We start from the raw sequence: 17,445 nt of genomic DNA on the forward strand, positions 1-17,445 counted from the left end.
GAATAGCTGCCTCACCCCGCACTCCGCTGGTTCTCCGCCCAGCCTGAAATCCACGCCTGCCTCAGCCTGTCGCCTTCGCCGCGGAAATGCGCGCCCGTTGCCTCGCAGGCTTCCACGCGGTCGGCGCGGAAGTTGCGGATGGCTTTGCGCAATTCGCACCAAGCGACGATGTTGGCTGTTTCGGAATAGTAGATGAGGGCGATGGGGCGGATGGTGCGCTCGGTGCCGCGGGCATATTCGTCGCGGTAGTCGATCACCAGCTTTTCCTCGTCGCGGATCGCGCGGCGCACGGTGGCGAGGTCGATGCCCTCCGGCTGCGGCCGCGTCGTGCCCCAGGCGTGCAGCGCGCGGGCCGAAAGCGTCTGGCGCAGCGGCGGCGGCACGGCACCGGCGATCTTGTCGCCGACGCGGCGGGCGGCGGCGCGCAGCTCCGTATCGCCGGTACGCTCCAGCAGTGCCAGCGCCAGAACCACCGCCTCCGTCTCCTCGATGGAGAACATCAGCGGCGGCAGGTCGAAGCCGGGGCGCAGGATATAGCCGATGCCGCGCTCCCCCTCGACCGGCACGCGCATCGCCTGAAGGGCGGCGATGTCGCGGTAGATCGAGCGCACCGTCACCTCCAGCCGCTCGGCGATCTCGGCTCCGGTAACGGGCTTGCGGGCAAGCCGCAGGATCTGGATGATCTCGAACAGCCGCGAGGCCTTGCGCATGGTCGTCTCCATTACAACTGACACATCCCTGTCAGTTGGCCTTCGTTATAGCACGCTTCAAGCGCTTGAAACAAAAGGAAGCACGGCGCTTCCGAGCGGTTTATGGTAACGGACAACTGACATGACCTACGGCGAAAACCTCTGGCTCTTCTTCCTGCTGGTCTCCGGCATCATCATCGTGCCGGGCATGGACATGGTCTTCGTGCTCGCAAGCTCGCTTTCCGGCGGGCGCAAGGCCGGCTTGTCGGCGACCTTCGGCATCATGGCGGGCGGGCTCGTGCATACGCTCTATGCGGCGCTCGGCGTCGGCATGCTGCTGCATTTCGCGCCGAACCTGTTCAATATCCTGCTGGTGCTGGGCGCCGCCTATGTCGCCTGGATCGGCTGGCAGCTCTTCCGATCGTCGATCACCATCGATGCGGTCGACAGCCTCGACCGGCGGGGCATGCTGACCCGCTTCCGCCAGGGCGCGCTGACCAGCCTGATGAACCCGAAGGCCTATCTCTTCATGCTCGCCGTCTTCCCACAGTTCCTACGCCCGGAATTCGGCCCGCTGTGGCGGCAGGCGATGGTCATGCTGCTGATGATCTGGGTGACGCAGCTTGCGGTCTACGGCGGGCTGGCGCTTGCCGCCGCCCGCAGCCGCGATGCGCTGATCGGCAGCCCAGCGGCCACCCGCTTCATCGGCCGCGCGGCGGGCGTGCTGCTGGTGGCGATCGCGGCGTTTACATTGTGGCGGGGCTGGGGCGCCTTGTGAGACGCGGCAGCACGCCGTCGCGGCCAAGAAGGCCGAGCCAGGTCGCGAGGATGACGACGGGCGCGACCGGCCAGCCGAGGAGGCTGAGCAGGGGCATGACCAGCGGCACGAAGGCGAGGCAGACCAGGGCGAAGCGCAAGGCGAGGGACGACGGCCTGCGATCGATCCAGAGCACGGCGGATGCGACGAGCGCTACCAGATCGTAGCTCGCCAGATAGGGCATGACCATGGCGGTGGCAAAGACCGTGCTCGCCGCGCGCGCCTCCGGCTGGTCGAGGCGCAAAAGGCTGACGCCGAAGAGAAGGAGCGCCAGCACCGCAAAGGGCAGGTGGACGGCGAACGCCGTCGTCGCGCCAAAATCCAGGCTGCGGATCGCGCCGAAGACGGTGGGCATCATATGGAGGAACAGGCCCGTCAGTTCCTTCATGACATGCACCTGGTAGGGCGTGACATAGTGGAAGAACCCCGCCCAGGCCTCGATGCCGAACAGGGCGACGGAGAGCAGGAAGAGGGCCAGCGCCGTCACGACGGCGCTGGCAATGGCTGGCCACCGGCGCTCCCACAGCAAGAGCAGGGGAAGCAGCACGCCGAGCTGCGGCTTGACCGTCAAAAGCCCGAAGAAGATGCCCGCCAGCACCGGCCGGCTGTCGCGAAGCGCAAGGCCGGCGATCAGCAGCGCGCCAAGCAGGAAGCCGTTCTGCACCACGTAAGCGTTCGTAAGCGCGACCGGCAGCAGAAGGAGAAGCTGCCATCCCTTCATCTGCCGGGCGGCAAGGTGCAGCGCGCCGCACAGCAGGAGAAAGGTTACGGTCAGGAAGAGGATGAGGGCGGTCTTGTAGGCGAAAAGCCCGAGCGGCAGTATTAGCAGCAGGTAATGCGGCGGATAGCTCCAGGCGCGCCAGGGATAATCGGCACCGAACAGCGCCCGCAGATGCGCAAGATAGCTTTCATGCGGGCCGAAGACGTCGAGCGCGCGGCCTTCCAGCGCCAGCCGCGCCGCCATCCAGTAATTGGCGAAGTCCTTGTCCGTCCAGTGCAATGTCAGCGTGCCGGGGTCGATGACCAGCATCACGACGAAGACCGCGCCGACGATCGTGGCGAGAAGGGTGACGGAGAACAGGGGGGAGGCGGCTTTTCGCATGCGGGACCCCTCGGGGCGACACTTGCGAAAAACCTGCCACGCCGAGGTTAAGGAACGCTTCATGTAGCAGCGGTAAGGCGGCGCTTTCGCGACAGGTTCCATCAAAAAGATTTTACTGTCTGGAATCGTTCAAAATGCAATCATGCTCATGCATCGTTAAACCGGCGGCGCGGAAACAACCGGCCGCCAGCAATCGGGAGAACTTGATGAAGTTCAGGACATTGGCGGCCGCGGCCGTGCTTGCGGCCATCGGCGCCGGCGCGGTCATCGCGGCGGACGAACCGCAGGTCGTGCGCCAGGGCATGATGAAGAGTGTGGGCGGTGCCATGGGCGCGCTCGCCGGCATTGCCAAGGGCGAGAAGCCCTATGACGCGGAGATCGTCAAGGCATCGCTGACCACGATCAGCGAAGTCGGCAAGGCTTTCCCGGACCAGTTCCCGGCCGGCTCCGAGACGGGCCATGAAACCGAAGCGAGCCCGAAGATCTGGGAAGCGATGGACGACTTCAAGGCCAAGGCGGCGAAGCTCGGCGCGGATGCCGACACGGTGCTCGCCAGCATGCCCGCCGACCAGGCGGGCGTGGGTGCCGCCCTCGGCACGCTCGGCCCGAATTGCGGAGGCTGTCATGAGGTCTACCGCCTGAAGAACTAGGCGCGGTAGGCCGGCTCCACCCCAGAAAAACAAGCACTGTCCCGGCCTCCGTCCGGGGCGGTGCGTTGACGTTTCAATCCGCAAGGACAGGATCGCGCAGGCGGCGAGAGGGAATGGCTCATGGCACTGAAAAAACTCCTCGGCGGGATCGTCGTGCTGGGCGCGCTCGGCGCGGGCGCCTTTGTCTTCCTCACGGCGCCCGAGCGGCTGCCGGCGGAGACCTGGGCCGCAGCGGGCGAACCGGATCTCGCGAACGGTGAACGCATCTTCCATGCCGGCGGCTGTTCGAGCTGTCATGCGGCGCCGGGTGCGGCGGACGACCAGAAGCTGGTGCTGGCCGGCGGGCTGGCGCTGAAGAGCCCCTTCGGCACCTTCCACGCGCCGAACATTTCACCGGACGAGACGGCAGGCATCGGGGCGTGGACGCTGGCGCAATTCGGCGACGCCATGAAGCGCGGCACCGGCCGCGACGGCGAACATCTCTACCCGTCCTTCCCCTACGCCTCCTATGCGCGCATGACCGTGAAGGACATCAACGACCTTTACGGCTACCTCAAGACCCTGCCGAAGAGCACGAATGTCGCGCCCGGGCACGAGCTGCCGTTCCCGTTCAACATCCGCCTGGCGCTCGGCGGCTGGAAGTTCCTCTACCTGAACGAGGCGCCGCGCGTCGAACTGGCGAATGCCGACGAGACGGTCAAGCGCGGCCAGTATCTCGTCGAAGGCCCCGGCCATTGCGGCGAATGCCACACGCCGCGCGACATGCTGGGTGGGCTGAAGACCGACCAGTGGCTGGCCGGCGGGCCGAACCCGGAAGGCGAGGGTCGCGTGCCCAACATCACGCCGGCCGAGGGCGGCTTCGGCAGCTGGAGCGCCGGCGACATCGCCAACTACCTCGAAACCGGCTTCACCCCCGACTTCGACAGCGTCGGCGGCGCCATGGTTTCGGTGCAGAAGAACATGGCGCAACTCCCCAAGGAAGACCGCGACGCCATCGCCGCCTATCTGAAGGCGATTCCGGCGCGGTGAACCGGCATGATCAGGCCGATGCCTTTCGATGTTCGTCGCCGTACATGCCGAGATAGCCGAACAGTTCGTCCGAGCCGAGGCCGATGGCGTCGAGGATTTCTCGGGCAAAGCTGACGGGGGCGGCACCCGAGGCGGTGATGACGCCGCGGTCGCGCACGGCCTGCGGCTGGTTGCGGTAGAGCGCTTCGCCGCGATAGGCGGGGCCGACCTGTTTCATCTGCCCGGCGAAATTGCCGGTATGGGCGCGGTCGTCGAGGAGGCCGAGGCGGGCGAGTTCCAGCGTGGCGTCGCAGATCCCGGCGACGGGCTTGCCGGCGGCCACGAAACGCCCGACCGGAGCCGAAAGGTCGGGCGCGGCATCCGATTGCCAGATCGTGCCGCCGCAGAGCACCAGCACGTCGAAACCGTCGGGCGACACCGCTTCCACCGCCCCGGCTGAACTGATGGAGACGCCGCCGAGCGAGGTGACGCCGACGCCGCCGGGCGTCAGCACCACGGTTTCCGCCCCGCAGTCGCCGCGCGCCGTCGCCATCAGCAGCCCGCATTCCCAGTCGGCGTAACCCTCCGTCAGAACGATTGCCAGTCGCTTCGCCATGATGGCCTCCTCTTGTCGTGGCGCTTCAGCCCAGCGCCTGTACGTAGCGCATGCCGGTGACCGGGCCGGCGCGGAAATTCATCTGCTCGTAGAAGCGGTGCGCGCCGAAATTGCCGGTCGCGGCACTCACGGAAAGGTAGCCGCAGCCGGCAATGCGGGCGTGCTCGCGGGCGCGGGAAACGAGGTGGCGGCCGATGCCGTGGCCGCGATTGTCCTTGCGCACGAAGATCTGGTGCAGCTCCATGCCGCGCAGGCCTTCGAGCGCGCGGTAGAGCGGCACGAGCAGCGCGTAGCCGATCAGCCGGCCGCCGGCTTCGGCCACTAGGGCCGTAACCCAGGGATTGTTGCCGAACAGGTCGCGGTCGAGATCGGCGGCGGAGATCCTGGCGGTGTCGCCGTGGCATTCGGCATGCAGGGCGATCATGTCGAGGATCTGCTGCAGGTCGCCCGGGCGCGCGGCGCGGATGGTCAGCATCGGCGGGCGTTCGAGGGCGTTCGGTTCAAGCTTGATGACGGTATTGTGCATTTCGGGCTCCTTCGGTTTTCTGCCATCAGGTGCCTTAGAAACAACAAAGCCGCCTGACGGCGGCTTGTTGACATGATCAATCAGCCGCTCCTTATCGGAACAGCCAAAAATACGTTGCGGCGATGTGCGTGCTCTTGATCATGGACGCGATATTCTCCGTTTCGCGCCGTTTGTCAATTGGTCCACTGCAAGAAAGATGCGGGACAAAATTGGGATGAAAGCGGAGACTGGTCAGGCCTCCGCTTCCTCCGTGCCGGCGGCGGCTTGCCCTGCCGCCGTGCCTGCCTGCGGGTTCTCGTCGATGCCCAGCTGTTGCTTCATGGCGCGGCGGATCTCTTCCTCGATCGCGTCGCGCGCTTCCGGCGGAAGGGCCGCGAGGCTCTCCTCCGTCAGGCCCATCTCCTCCAGCATTTCCTTGCGCAGGCGCTCGGCCGGCGTCATCTTGGAAAGCTCCATGAATTCCGCGACGAGGCTGTCGCTGCCCTCGTCGGCCTTGTCGAGCTTGGCCTGCGTCAGCCACAGGGCGTTAGCGAAACCAGAGGAGATCGGCGCGGTGGGGCTGACGGTGGGGATGTTGCGGGCGGAAGAACCGCCGCCGCCCATGCCGCTGTAGAGGCTGTCGTCGCTGGTCGGGGTGCGCGGCTTGCCGAGCGTGTAGGCGGAAAGCATGCTGCCGTCGATCTTCATGCAAATGGCTCCCTGAAACAACTTTAGGGAACCCTAGCGGTTGCAGCTTTTGCGAGACTTGCCGGTCCTTACACCTCACTCTCGACGCGGCCCGCGCCGAGGCGGACGACATGGTCGGCGGGCGCGATGACGCTTTTGCGGTGGGTGACGGCAAGGATGGTGACGTCGCCGGCAAGGCCGCGGATATGCTGCATGATTCCCGCCTCCGTCGCCTCGTCCAGCGCGGAGCTCGCCTCGTCGAGAAAGAGGAATTCCGGATCGGCATAGAGCGCGCGGGCAATGGCGATGCGCTGCCGCTCGCCGCCCGAAAGCTTCATGCCGCGCTCGCCGACCATCGTCGCAAAACCTTCCGGCAGGCCCTCGATGGAGGGCAGAATTGCCGCTTTTTCGGCGGCACGCTTCAGCCGCGCCGCGTCCATTTCGCGGCCGAGCACGATGTTGACGGCGAGCGTGTCGTTGAGCAGCACCGCCTCCTGCGGCACGATGCCGACGGCGCCATACCAGTCGCGCTGGGAAACGCTGTCGAGATCGACGCCATCGACGGTGATGCGGCCGCTTGCAGGGCGGATCGATTTCAGCACGAGGCGCAGCAGCGTCGATTTGCCGGAGCCGGTCTCGCCGACGAGATAGGTGATGCGGCCGCGCTCGGCGGCAAAGCTGATATTCTCGATGCCGCGGCCGTTTTCATGGGCGTAGGAGACATCCTCGAAGGCGAGCCGGCCCTCGCCGGACGAGAAGCCGCCGCCGGTCGCCGCGTCCGGCTCCTCCGGTGCTGCCCAGATGCGGGCGAGCGGCAGCAGGTTTGCGCGGGCGCGCACCAAGTCGTCGATCGCATGGCCGATCATCTCGAAGGGCTGGTTGAGCTGCAAAAGCAGCGTGTTGAACAGCACGACATCGCCGACGCTGAACTCGCCTGCCCGGTAGCGCGGCAGGAGCAGCAGGAAGGTGACGACGAACTGCACGGCAAGCCCCGCGCCCATCAGCGACGAATAGCCGATGCGCCGGCGGCAGAAGGTGATCCAGTTGTCGCGCTCCTCTCCGGCCTTTTCGGAAAAGCGCGCCTGCATCCAGCCATGGCTGCCGAAATGGCGCAGCGTCTCCATCGCCGTCATGGCATTGCCGACGAATTTCGCGTTCTCCTGCCCGGCCTTGATCGCGTCGTCGAGATATTTGCGCGTGCGGTGGTTGGCGACGGCGGTGAGCGTGATGAAGGCGCCGCCATAGGCAAGAACGATCAGCACGACTTCGAGGTTGATCGTCGCGCCGAGCATGACGAGGGCGAGCGCAATCTGTGTGGCGCCGGGAATGAACACGATCAGGGCGAGCTGCGCGAGCGTCATCATCGCGCCTTCGCCGCGCTGCCCGGCGCTTTCGATCTCGGCGGGATTGTGCTCGGTGAAGAAGGCGGCGCTCTTCTTCAGCAGCCGTTCGAAGAGGCTCGTGCTGGCGATGAAGCTGAGGTTCTGCGCGCTCATGAAGGAGAGGTACTGCACCATGTTCTGAAGCGCGGCGGATGCGCCGATCAGCACGGCATAGAGCACGAACCCCGCCGCCAGCACCTCGGCGAAACGGTCGGCCGTCAATGTATCGACGAGGCGCGAGAACAGATAGGGCGCGGCCACGGAGGAGATCGCCGAGAGGAAGACGATCGCCGCGACGAGCGCCAGCAGGCCGCGCGACGAGCGCCAGTAATTGACGAGAACATGCTTTACCGGCGCGGCGATCAGCCGCCAGTCGTCCTTCATGGGCGAACCTCCAGGGGAGCGTAGAAAGGCCGGCGCGGGGAGGCAACCCGCGCCGGCTGAAGCAGACCGGCAGGCTGTTACGGCAGCGTATAGGCGATGACGTAGTCGCCGGGCTTGGTGCCGACGGAGCCGTGGCCGCCGGCGACGATCAGGACGTACTGCTTCTGGCCGACCGTGTAGGTCATCGGCGTCGCCTGGCCGCCGGCGGGAAGGCGGGCTTCCCACAGCTGGTTGCCGCTGGTCACGTCATAGGCGCGCAGGTAATCGTCGACCGCGGCGCCGAGGAAGGCGAGGCCGCCCTTGGTGATGATCGGGCCGCCGATGCCGGGCACGCCGACCTTGAAGGGCAGCGGCAGCGGCGTCATGTCCATGACCGTGCCGTTCTTGTGCTTGTAGGCGATCTTGCCGGTGGCAAGGTCGGCACCCGCGACATAGCCCCATGGCGGCGCCTGGCAGGGAATGCCGAGCGGCCCGAGGAACGGCCCCATGAAGACGCCGTAGGGCGCGCCGTCATTGCGGTTGAGGCCCTGTTCGGAGCCCTTCTCGTCCTGGCCCTTCGGCGGGATCTGGTCACGCGGCACGAGGCGGGAGGTGAAGGCGAGGTAGGTCGGCATGCCGAACATCACCTGCCGCTCCGGATCGACCGCGACGGAGCCCCAGTTGAACGTGCCAAAATTGCCCGGATAGACGATCGTGCCTTCCAGCGACGGCGGCGTGTAGCGGCCCTCGTATTTCATCGACAGGAAGTCGATGCGGCAGGCCAGCTGATCGAACATGGTGATGCCCCACATGTTCTTCTCGGTCAGCGGCGGGGGCGAGAAGGTGAGGTCGGAGATCGGCTGGGTGGGCGCGGTGAAATCCTCCGGGATGGCCCCGGTGGGCGCCGGTATTTCCTTGATCCCGATGATCGGCTCGCCTGTGCGCCGGTCGAGCACGTAGATGTCGCCCTGCTTGGTCGGGCCGACGAGGGCGGGAATGGTGGCGCCCTCGCGGGTGATGTCGATCAGCGCCGGCTGGGCCGGCACGTCCATGTCCCAGAGGTCATGATGCACCGTCTGGCGCACCCAGCGCATCGCGCCGGTCTTGATGTCGAGCGCGACGATGGAGGACGAATACTTCTCGACATGCTCGCTGCGGCCCATGCCGAGCTGGTCGGGCACGCGGTTGCCGAGCGGGATGTAGACGAGGCCGAGCGCCTCGTCATAGCTGAAGACCGACCAGGAATTCGGCGAGTTGACGGTATAGACTTGGCCTTCCGGCAGCGGCGTCGTGACGTCCGGATTGCCGGAATCCCAGTTCCAGACGAGCGCGCCGGAATTGACGTCGAAGGCGCGGATGACGCCCGATTGCGACTGGGTCGAATAGTTGTCGTTGACCGCGCCGCCGATGATGATCTTGCCGTCGGTGATGACCGGCGGCGAGGTGGAATAGTAGTAGCCGGCCGGGTTGAAAGGCATGCCCTGTTCGAGCTGCAGCACGCCGTTCTGGGCGAAGCTGGTGCAGACGTCGCCGGTCTCTGCGTCGAGCGCGATCAGGCGGGCATCCGAGGTGGGCAGGTAGACGCGGGTGGCGCAGGTCGTGCCGGCGGTGGCGGCCGGATCGGCATAATAGGTCACGCCGCGGCAGGTCTGGTGCTGGCGGTCCGGGTTCATGCCGGAGTTGGAATCGTATTTCCACTTCTCCTTGCCGGTCGACGCATCGAGCGCGATCGCCCAATTGTGCGGCGTGCACATGTAGAGCGTGTCGCCCACCTTCAGCGGCGTCACCTGGTAGGTGGTCTCGCCGACGTCGTCGGGCAGCTTCACGTCGCCGGTCTGGTATTGCCAGGCGACTTGCAGCGTCGAAACATTGTCCGTGTTGATCTGGTCGAGCGGCGAATAGCGCTGGCCATATTGCGTGCGGCCATACTGGTGCCACTCGCCGGCGGGCACATTGCCGCCGAGTGCAGGCGTGGCGTTGACGATATCGGTCGGCAGGTCGCCGGCCATGTCATGCGGGTCCTGCGTCAGCGAAAAGCCGGCAACGCCGATGGCGACGAGCACGGCGACGGCAAGCGGCAGGGCGGAGGCGGCATAGCTCGTGCCGGTGGGGCTGGCAAAACCGAGCGGCCGGCGGATGGCGGGCAGCATCAGCCACAGGCCGAGCAGCACGATGACGCCGCCGCGCGGGCCGAGCTGCCACCAGTCGAAGCCGACTTCCCAGATGCCCCAGCCGAGCGAGCCGAGAATGATCAGCGCATAGAGCCACAGCGCCGCGCTGGAGCGGCGCACAAGCAGGATGGCAGTGACGATGAAGGCAATGCCGGTGACGAGGTAATAGGGGCTGCCGCCGAGCGACAGCAGCCACCCGCCTCCGCCCGTCAGCACCAATCCGATGATGGCGAAGAGGGCGGCGGTCAGCGTGAGCAACATGGCAGTCTCCGTTAGCGATGCCGGCCGGGGGAGGAGGGGGCCGACATGACGTCCGGCTCAAGGAGGGACGTGGGAGAAATTAGGGCGGAGCCGGGATGCTTCAATGCTGCCGCATTTCTAGTTTTTGCGCAATCTCTACTTGTAAACCGCCTCACGTTCCGCAGAAGGTTGCCGTGATCTCCTCGCCCGGTTTGGGCGGTTCGCCATAGGCGGCGAAGGCCGGCTGGTCCTCGTAGGGCCTGGAAAGCAGGTCGTTCAGCGCCTCGAACAGCGAGAAATCGCCATGGTCGATCGCCGCATTCAGCGCCTCCTCGACCTTGTGGTTGCGCGGGATGAAGGCCGGGTTGACCTTGCGCATCGCCGCCGCGCGGTCCTGCGGCGCGGTGGCATCCTGCGACAACCGGTCGCGCCAGGCGGCAAGCCATGGCGTCAGTGCATTCGGATCCTCAAGCAATCTACCGAGTGCGGCATCCGCCGCGCCGTCTTCAGCGGCCTCGGCGAGGCGCCGGAAGGCGAGCGTATAGTCGGCCTTCTGCTCGTAGAGGATCACGAGAAGGTCGCGGATCAGCGCCTGGTCGATCTCCTGCTCGATGTCGCCGAGGCCGGTCTTGGCGCGGATCACCGCCTTCCAGTGCTCCTGGAACCGTTCCATGAAGCGGGTGACGGCGGCGTTCGCCGCTTCCAGCGCCTTGTCCTCGTTCTCGTCGAGGATCGCCAGCATCGCCTCTGCGAGCCGTGCGATGTTCCATTGGCCGATCGCCGGCTGGTTGCCGAAGGCGTAGCGCCCGTGCTGATCGATCGAGGAATAGACAGTGCGCGGGTCGTAGCGGTCCATGAAGGCGCAGGGGCCGAAGTCGATCGTCTCGCCCGAAATCGTCATGTTGTCCGTGTTCATCACGCCATGGATGAAGCCGACGCCGAGCCATTTGGCGATCAGCGCCGCCTGCCGGTCGGCCACCGCGTCGAGCAGCGCGAGATAGGGTTTTTCGGCGCCCTTGAGGTCCGGATAATGCCGGTCGATGACATGGTCGGCGAGCACGCGCACATTCTCGGTCTCGCCGCGCGCCGCAAAGAACTGGAAGGTGCCGACGCGGATATGGCTGGCGGCGACGCGGGTGAAGACGGCGCCCGGCAGCACCCGGTCGCGATAGACAGCCTGGCCGGTGGCGACGGCGGCGAGCGCCCGCGTCGTCGGGATGCCGAGCGCATGCATGGCCTCGCTGATGATATATTCGCGCAGCACCGGCCCGAGCGCCGCCCGCCCGTCGCCACGCCGCGAATAGGGCGTCTGGCCGGCGCCCTTCAACTGGATGTCGCGGCGCCTGCCGTTGCGGTCGATCGCTTCGGCAAGCAGGATGGCCCGGCCATCGCCGAGCCGCGGCACGAACTGGCCGAACTGGTGGCCGGCATAGGCCATGGCGAGCGGCAGTCCGCCGGGCAGGGCCACATTGCCGGAGAAATAGCCCGCGCCATGCCGCTCCAGCGCGTCGGCGTCGAGGCCGAGTTCCTGCGCCAGCGCCCGGTTGAACTTGATCACCCGCGGCGCTTCCACCGGCGTCGGATCGACGGGTGCGAAAAAGATGTCCGGCAGGCGTGCATAGCTGTTGTCGAAGGCGAATGCCTCGCGCATGGGCTTCGGGTTGCTTGCCTCGTTCATCACGTCCTCGTCCGGCTTTTTTCTCGTCTTCTATAGGTAGCGACTGGCGACAGGAATGAAAGGGTCTGTCCGCTTGTCGCCCTTTGGGCGGGGTGCTACCGTCTCGGGTGGAATTTGCCCGTCCGCCAATTTGGGGGTTTTGACAGGATGCGTTACCTCGCCCTCGTTTTCCTCTTCCCGTCGCTCGCCTTCGCCCAAAGCTGCGACCCCTGGAGCGCCGGCATGTCGGAGGAGGAAGAGGGGCGCATCATGATGGCCTCCGTCTGCCAGGCTGCCGGCGGCGAGACCTATGATCTCTTCCTGAAATGCGGCGCGGAAGGTGAGCTTTCCCTGCGCTTCCTCGTGCAGGCGGCGGATTTTCCGCCGGGCGACGGGCCGGAGTTTTTAAGCCCGCTGCGCCTCACCGTCGATGGCGAGGCCTTCGATCAGCCAGCGCACCACGAGGCAATGGACAATGCGATGGTCAGCGATTTCCCGATCAAGGGGCCGCTCGTCGCGCGCCTGAAGGCCGGCAAGACGCTCACCGTCGCCTATCCCGAAACGAAACTGCCGCCGGTCGACTTTCCGCTCAAGGGATCGAAGGCGGCGATCGACACGCTGGTGGCCGCCTGCACCGGCTCCTGACGGCAGATCCCCGTTTTGTCCCGCCGGGGCCTTGCGGGCCAAGCGAAGATCGAATTTCATAACCCACTGAATAAGCAGGCGGTGTCGTCCGTCCCTTTCTTCAGCATGTAATGGGTGAGCGAATTTCCGGTTGCCGGCGTACCGGCCGCCTCGGTCATGTCCTCAGGGAGGGTATCGTGCAGCGGACTATCCATCGGTTGATCGGGGCGCTTGCCGCCTGTCTGTTTTTCCTCGCAGCGCCCGCGGCCTTCGCCGCCGAACGCTACGCGCTCATCATCGGCAATGCGGAATACGAGGATGCCGAGCCGCTGGAAAACCCGTTGAACGACGTCGACCTCGTCGGCGAGGCGCTGGAGCGGGCGGATTTCTCCGTGACGCGCGTCACCGATGCCGACCATCTCGGCATGCTCTCGGCGCTCAACAACTTCACCCGGGTGGCCGAAAAGGTCGAAAACCCGGTGCTCTTCGTCTATTTCTCCGGTTATGCGGTGCAGATCGACGGCGACAACTACCTGCTGCCGACCGACGCCTCGGGCCGCACGCTGACGGGCCTGCGCAACCGCTCGCTCGCCGTTTCCGAGGTCACCGCGACGCTGCGCAAGCTCGGCACCGGCCTCAAGGTCGTGCTGTTCGATGCCGCGCATGACAACCCGTTCGTGCTGCTGCGCGACATCCAGGACGGCCTTGCCGAGCCGAAGAATGCCGACGGCATCCACTATGCCTATGCGTCGGCGCCCGGCACGACCTACGACTACGAGGGCACGCCGATCAGCCCCTTCGCCTCCGCCTTCGTCGATGCGATCAGCATTCCCGGCATCGTGCTGGAAGACGCCTTCCGCAAGGTCGGCGAGATCGTCAAGGAGCGCAGCAAGGGCAAGCAGGAGACCTGGCAGAGCGATGCCGACTACGGCAAGTTCGCGCTGAGCGCCAAGGACGCCAAGGTCGACGAGGCGGAAATCGCCTTCTACGAATTCGCCTCGCTCGCCGACAACCGCGAGGCCTATGACCGCTATCTCAGCCGCTATCCGGAAGGCGTCTTCGCCTATATCGCCCAGCGCAAGATCGACCTTCTCGGCCGCCGCTTCGAGGGCGACCACGAGGACACCGGCGAGATGCCCATTCTCTCGGTGTCCAACGACCGGCACGATCCCTGCGGTCGGCTCGAATTCGGCGGCAACCAGCGCGACCGCCGCCTCTCCGACGTCTACAAGGACGGCCAGCTCGTGCTGATCGATTTCAGCTTCTGGTATCCGCCGGAAAAGTGCGACTACCTCTCTTATTTCTCGACCGTCTATTCGCATGAGCGCCTGCGCAACATCATCACCTCGGCCAGCATTCCCGAGCGCCAGATCTATGTGGCGACCGAGGATGACCTGAGCCCCAGCGAGGAACGCGCGATCTACGACTATTTCGACGAGGACCGCCGCGGCTATTCGCAGTCGCTGATGTTCCGCGCGATCAACGAGGAGCGCCGCCACGGGCTCGGCATCGCGGTGAAGACGCCGGACGACAATGCCCGCGAATATGTCGATGAAGTCGAATGCGGCGACGGTTGCCTGCGCTTCCGCGGCCTCGTGCGCTTCCGCGACAACAGCGTGCGCTCGCTGGAGGACTACGAGTTCGAATTCGTCGACGTGCGCCGCCTCGGCTTCTACGACAAGTATCGTGATGCGCTGCGCGACTTCCCGCACGACGAACACGCGTCGAACGACAGCGCAAGCCATGACACCAAGACGGACAGCTACGACAGCGCCTCAAGCCATGAGACGAAGACGGACGCCTATGGCGAAAGCGCGTCGTCGAGCCACGACGACGGCTACGGTTCGGATGCCGACCCGTACCGGTCGTCGCGCTCGGTCGGCGGCTGGGATATCGTCGCGGACTTCTCCGACGACCGCCGCTTCCTGAACTGCCGCGCCATCCGCCGCAGCGGCGACGACCGCTATGCCGCCTTCCGCTGGTACGACGACGGCCACGTCACCTTCGGCTTCCAGGACACGTCCTACGACTATGCGGACGACTACACGAAGGACGCGAAATACTGGATCGACGACGGCCAGGGCTACGACGTCAGCGGCAAATCCTACGGCCAACGCGAAATCGCCTACGACCTCGGCAAGGACCGCTCGGTCATCGACGCCCTGAAACGCGGCAACCACATCCGGATCGGGGATGTGGAGACGAGCCTGAAGGGATCGAGCGCGATGCTGAACGACTTGCAGGAATGCGTGGGGGCGTTCCGGTAGGGAGCGCAAGATTTCACGGCGCGTTAAAGGGGACGGCTTATTGTCCCGATAGACTGGAGATCAAAGACAGACCTCCAGTCTATTCTCGATACGAAGCGTGGGATCCAGGCGATTGTTGTACCTGCTCTTTGGACTACTCATCCTGGGCGCCGTGATCGTCGTAAAATGGGATCTTACGGACCCGGTCACGCATCGCTTGAGAGAGTCGAACGAGGAAAACCGCGTTGGATACGCGCTGCTTACGCTCGTCTTCATCGCGGCTGCAGCCGCGATGGTTTTTGCCCACGCACTTCGATGATGGCTGGCTGAAAGGCCCTGAGCCTTCCAGCCCTTGATGCCAAATCCTACATCTTCCCCGCAACCTTGATCGCAAACGCATACTCGAACGCGATCTCCTCCAGCCGCTGGAAGCGCCCCGACGCGCCGCCGTGGCCGGCGCCCATGTTGGTCTTGAGGAGGATGGGTTCGTTGCCGGTGGTCTTTTCGCGCAGCTTGGCGACCCACTTGGTGGGCTCCCAGTAGGTGACGCGGGGGTCGGTGAGGCCGGAGAGCGCGAGGATGGCGGGGTAGGGTTTCGCCTCGACATTGTCGTAGGGCGAGTAGCTGGCCATCAGCTGGTAGAAATCCTTGCTGTCGATCGGGTTGCCCCATTCGGGCCATTCCGGCGGGGTCAGCGGCAGGGTGTCGTCGAGCATGGTGTTGAGCACGTCGACGAAGGGCACGGCGGCGATGATGCCGCCGAATTTCTCCGGCGCCATGTTGGCGATCGCCCCCATCAGCATGCCGCCGGCTGAGCCGCCCTCGGCGACGATCTTCGCGTAGGACGTGAACTTCTCTTGATTCAGATAGTCGGCGGCGGCGATGAAGTCCTTGAACGTGTTGGTCTTCCTGTCCATCTTGCCGTTTTCGTACCAGGCAAAACCCTTGTCCTTGCCGCCGCGGATATGGGCGATGGCATAGACGAAGCCGCGGTCGACGAGCGACAGGCAATTGGTGTTGAAGGACGCCGGAATGGTGATGCCGTAGGCGCCGTAGCCGTAGAGCAAGCAGGGCGCGGAGCCGTCGAGCGGCGTATCCTTGCGGTAGAGCAGGGTGACCGGCACCTGCTCGCCGTCGAAGGTGGGGGCGAAGACGCGGCGGGTAATATAGTCGTCCGGATTGTGGCCGGAGGGCACTTCCTGGGTCTTGAGCAACGTGCGCTCGCGCGTCGCCATGTTGTAGTCGAAGAGCTGCGAGGGCGTCGTCATCGAGGAATAGGAGAAGCGGATGACGTCCGTGTCGTATTCCGCAGCGCCCGAGAGGCCGAGCGAATAGGCTTCCTCCGCAAAGGCGATGGCGTGTTCCTCGCCGCTCTTGCGGTCGCGCACGACGATGCGCGGCAGGCCCTCGTGGCGCTCCAGCCAGATGAGGTGGCGGGCATAGGCCATGTGGTTGAGGATCAGCGTGCCGGCGCGATGGGGCACGACCTCCATCCAGTTCTCGCGACCCGGCGCCGTCACCGGCGTCTGCATGATCTTGAAGTCCTTGGCGCCGTCGGCATTGGTGAGGATGTAGAAGACGTCGCCGCCCTCCGTCATCGCATATTCGAGCCCGGTCTGGCGCGGTGTCACGATGACGGGCGTCGCGAGCAGATCCTTGGTCGAGAGCAGGCGGTATTCGCTCGTTTCGTGGTCATGGATGTCGATATAGATGTAATCGTCGATCAGCGAACCGCCGACCGACATGAAGAAGCCCGCATCCTTCTCCTCGTAGACCAGCCGATCGTTCTCCTGGCGCTCGCCGAGGATGTGGTGGAAGATTTTCGAGGGCCGGTGGTTCTCGTCCAGCGCGGTGTAGAAGAAGCTCTTCGCATCCGGCGCCCAGACGCCGTCGCCGCCGGTATTGTCGAGCGTGTCGGAACGGTCCTCGCCGGTCGCAAGATCGCGCACGCGCAGCGTGAAATATTCCGAGCCCTTGTCGTCATAACCCCAGATGCCGAGCGAATGGTCGGTGGAATGGCTGATGCCGGCAAGCCGGAAATAGTCCTTGCCGGAGGCTTCTTTGTCACCGTCCAGCAGCAGCTTGCGGTCGCCGCCCTCGCGCGGTTCGCGGAAGTAGCGCGGCTGCTCGCCGCCGGTGACATAGGACGTGCCATAGGCGAAGGGACCGTCCTTCATCGGCACGGAGCTGTCATCCTCCTTGATGCGGCCGCGCATCTCGGCAAACAGCACCTTCTGCAGCGCTTCCGTGTCGGCCATCGCCGCCGTCATATAGGCGTTCTCCGCCTCCAGATGGGTGCGGATTTCCGGCTGGAGGATGGTGGGATCCTTGAACATCGCCTGCCAGTTCTCGTCGCGGAACCAGGCATAATCGTCGGTGCGGGTGATGCCGTGACGGGTATCGGAGAGGGGCTTCTTGGCGGCGACGGGGGCGGCGGGCAGGTTTTGGAAGACGGACACAGTATCACTCCGGCAAATCGCTAGGCGGGATCAAACAGATAGTGAGCCCGGGCGCAGGCATCAAGCAAAGCTTTTGCGCGTCGGCGAGATACCCCCTCTGCCCTGCCGGGCATCTCCCCCTCAAGGGGTGAGATCGGCAAGACGCTGGAACATCGCTCAATCAGCAACGCTGGAGATAGGCGAAACGATGCCTCATCCGATCTCCCCCCTTGAGGGGGAGATGCCCGGC

At 65.3% G+C, this 17,445-nt stretch carries 14 protein-coding genes; 5 read left to right on the forward strand and 9 right to left on the reverse strand.

All coding sequences use genetic code 11. From position 1 onward, the window contains the following. Nucleotides 1-11 precede the first annotated feature (11 nt). Nucleotides 12-710, reverse strand: a complete 699-nt coding sequence (locus tag AC1RWL_RS27325) for a helix-turn-helix transcriptional regulator (protein ID WP_493096647.1) — start codon at nucleotides 708-710, stop codon at nucleotides 12-14. A gap of 121 nt (nucleotides 711-831) precedes the next feature. Between AC1RWL_RS27325 and AC1RWL_RS27330 the strand changes: the two genes are divergently transcribed. Then, complete coding sequence (locus AC1RWL_RS27330) at nucleotides 832-1,467, forward strand: LysE family translocator (protein ID WP_493096648.1); 636 nt, start codon at nucleotides 832-834, stop codon at nucleotides 1,465-1,467. Here AC1RWL_RS27330 and AC1RWL_RS27335 read toward each other — a convergent pair. Continuing rightward, nucleotides 1,436-2,608 carry a glycosyltransferase family 87 protein gene (locus AC1RWL_RS27335; RefSeq protein WP_493096649.1) on the reverse strand — a complete coding sequence of 391 codons (1,173 nt, stop codon included), beginning with the start codon at nucleotides 2,606-2,608 and terminating at the stop codon, nucleotides 1,436-1,438. The two genes, AC1RWL_RS27330 and AC1RWL_RS27335, sit on opposite strands and share 32 nt — an antisense overlap. 206 nt (nucleotides 2,609-2,814) lie before the next feature. Here AC1RWL_RS27335 and AC1RWL_RS27340 point away from each other — a divergent pair, with 206 nt between their 5' ends. Further along, nucleotides 2,815-3,258, forward strand: a complete 444-nt coding sequence (locus AC1RWL_RS27340; RefSeq protein WP_492650599.1) for a c-type cytochrome — start codon at nucleotides 2,815-2,817, stop codon at nucleotides 3,256-3,258. 120 nt (nucleotides 3,259-3,378) lie between these two features. Next, entirely contained in the window at nucleotides 3,379-4,287 is a 909-nt protein-coding gene (locus tag AC1RWL_RS27345; protein ID WP_493096650.1) for a c-type cytochrome, read from the forward strand. Between the two features lie 10 nt (nucleotides 4,288-4,297). Here AC1RWL_RS27345 and AC1RWL_RS27350 read toward each other — a convergent pair whose 3' ends face one another. The 6 genes from AC1RWL_RS27350 to AC1RWL_RS27375 all read right to left on the reverse strand — a co-directional run bounded on the left by AC1RWL_RS27350 (nucleotide 4,298) and on the right by AC1RWL_RS27375 (nucleotide 11,908). Continuing rightward, a complete protein-coding gene (locus AC1RWL_RS27350) occupies nucleotides 4,298-4,882 on the reverse strand; it encodes a DJ-1/PfpI family protein (RefSeq protein WP_493096651.1) in 585 nt (194 codons plus the stop codon). Between the two features lie 25 nt (nucleotides 4,883-4,907). Beyond that, complete coding sequence (locus AC1RWL_RS27355) at nucleotides 4,908-5,408, reverse strand: GNAT family N-acetyltransferase (RefSeq protein ID WP_256120799.1); 501 nt, start codon at nucleotides 5,406-5,408, stop codon at nucleotides 4,908-4,910. Between the two features lie 231 nt (nucleotides 5,409-5,639). Continuing rightward, on the reverse strand, nucleotides 5,640-6,095 hold the full coding sequence (locus tag AC1RWL_RS27360) for a hypothetical protein (RefSeq protein WP_493096652.1): 456 nt from the start codon (nucleotides 6,093-6,095) through the stop codon (nucleotides 5,640-5,642). Nucleotides 6,096-6,163: 68 nt separating this feature from the next. Then, nucleotides 6,164-7,840: an ABC transporter ATP-binding protein gene (locus AC1RWL_RS27365; RefSeq protein ID WP_493096653.1), complete on the reverse strand. Its 1,677-nt coding sequence runs from the start codon at nucleotides 7,838-7,840 to the stop codon at nucleotides 6,164-6,166. Between the two features lie 77 nt (nucleotides 7,841-7,917). Beyond that, on the reverse strand, nucleotides 7,918-10,251 hold the full coding sequence (locus tag AC1RWL_RS27370) for a glucose/quinate/shikimate family membrane-bound PQQ-dependent dehydrogenase (RefSeq protein WP_493096654.1): 2,334 nt from the start codon (nucleotides 10,249-10,251) through the stop codon (nucleotides 7,918-7,920). Between the two features lie 151 nt (nucleotides 10,252-10,402). Beyond that, nucleotides 10,403-11,908, reverse strand: coding sequence for a protein adenylyltransferase SelO (locus AC1RWL_RS27375; protein WP_493096655.1), 1,506 nt, complete (start codon nucleotides 11,906-11,908; stop codon nucleotides 10,403-10,405). 147 nt (nucleotides 11,909-12,055) lie between these two features. Here AC1RWL_RS27375 and AC1RWL_RS27380 point away from each other — a divergent pair, with 147 nt between their 5' ends. Both AC1RWL_RS27380 and AC1RWL_RS27385 read left to right on the forward strand, forming a co-directional pair. Then, nucleotides 12,056-12,532, forward strand: coding sequence for a hypothetical protein (locus tag AC1RWL_RS27380; protein ID WP_493096656.1), 477 nt, complete (start codon nucleotides 12,056-12,058; stop codon nucleotides 12,530-12,532). A gap of 176 nt (nucleotides 12,533-12,708) precedes the next feature. Next, nucleotides 12,709-14,778 (forward strand): caspase family protein, encoded by a 2,070-nt coding sequence (locus AC1RWL_RS27385; protein ID WP_493096657.1) that lies wholly within the window; start codon nucleotides 12,709-12,711, stop codon nucleotides 14,776-14,778. Nucleotides 14,779-15,122: 344 nt separating this feature from the next. Here the strand turns inward: AC1RWL_RS27385 and AC1RWL_RS27390 are convergent, their stop codons facing one another. After that, complete coding sequence (locus AC1RWL_RS27390) at nucleotides 15,123-17,216, reverse strand: S9 family peptidase (RefSeq protein WP_493096658.1); 2,094 nt, start codon at nucleotides 17,214-17,216, stop codon at nucleotides 15,123-15,125. Nucleotides 17,217-17,445 lie beyond the last annotated feature (229 nt).

This window comes from Shinella sp. GW821-FHT10F02 (genome assembly GCF_058809275.1).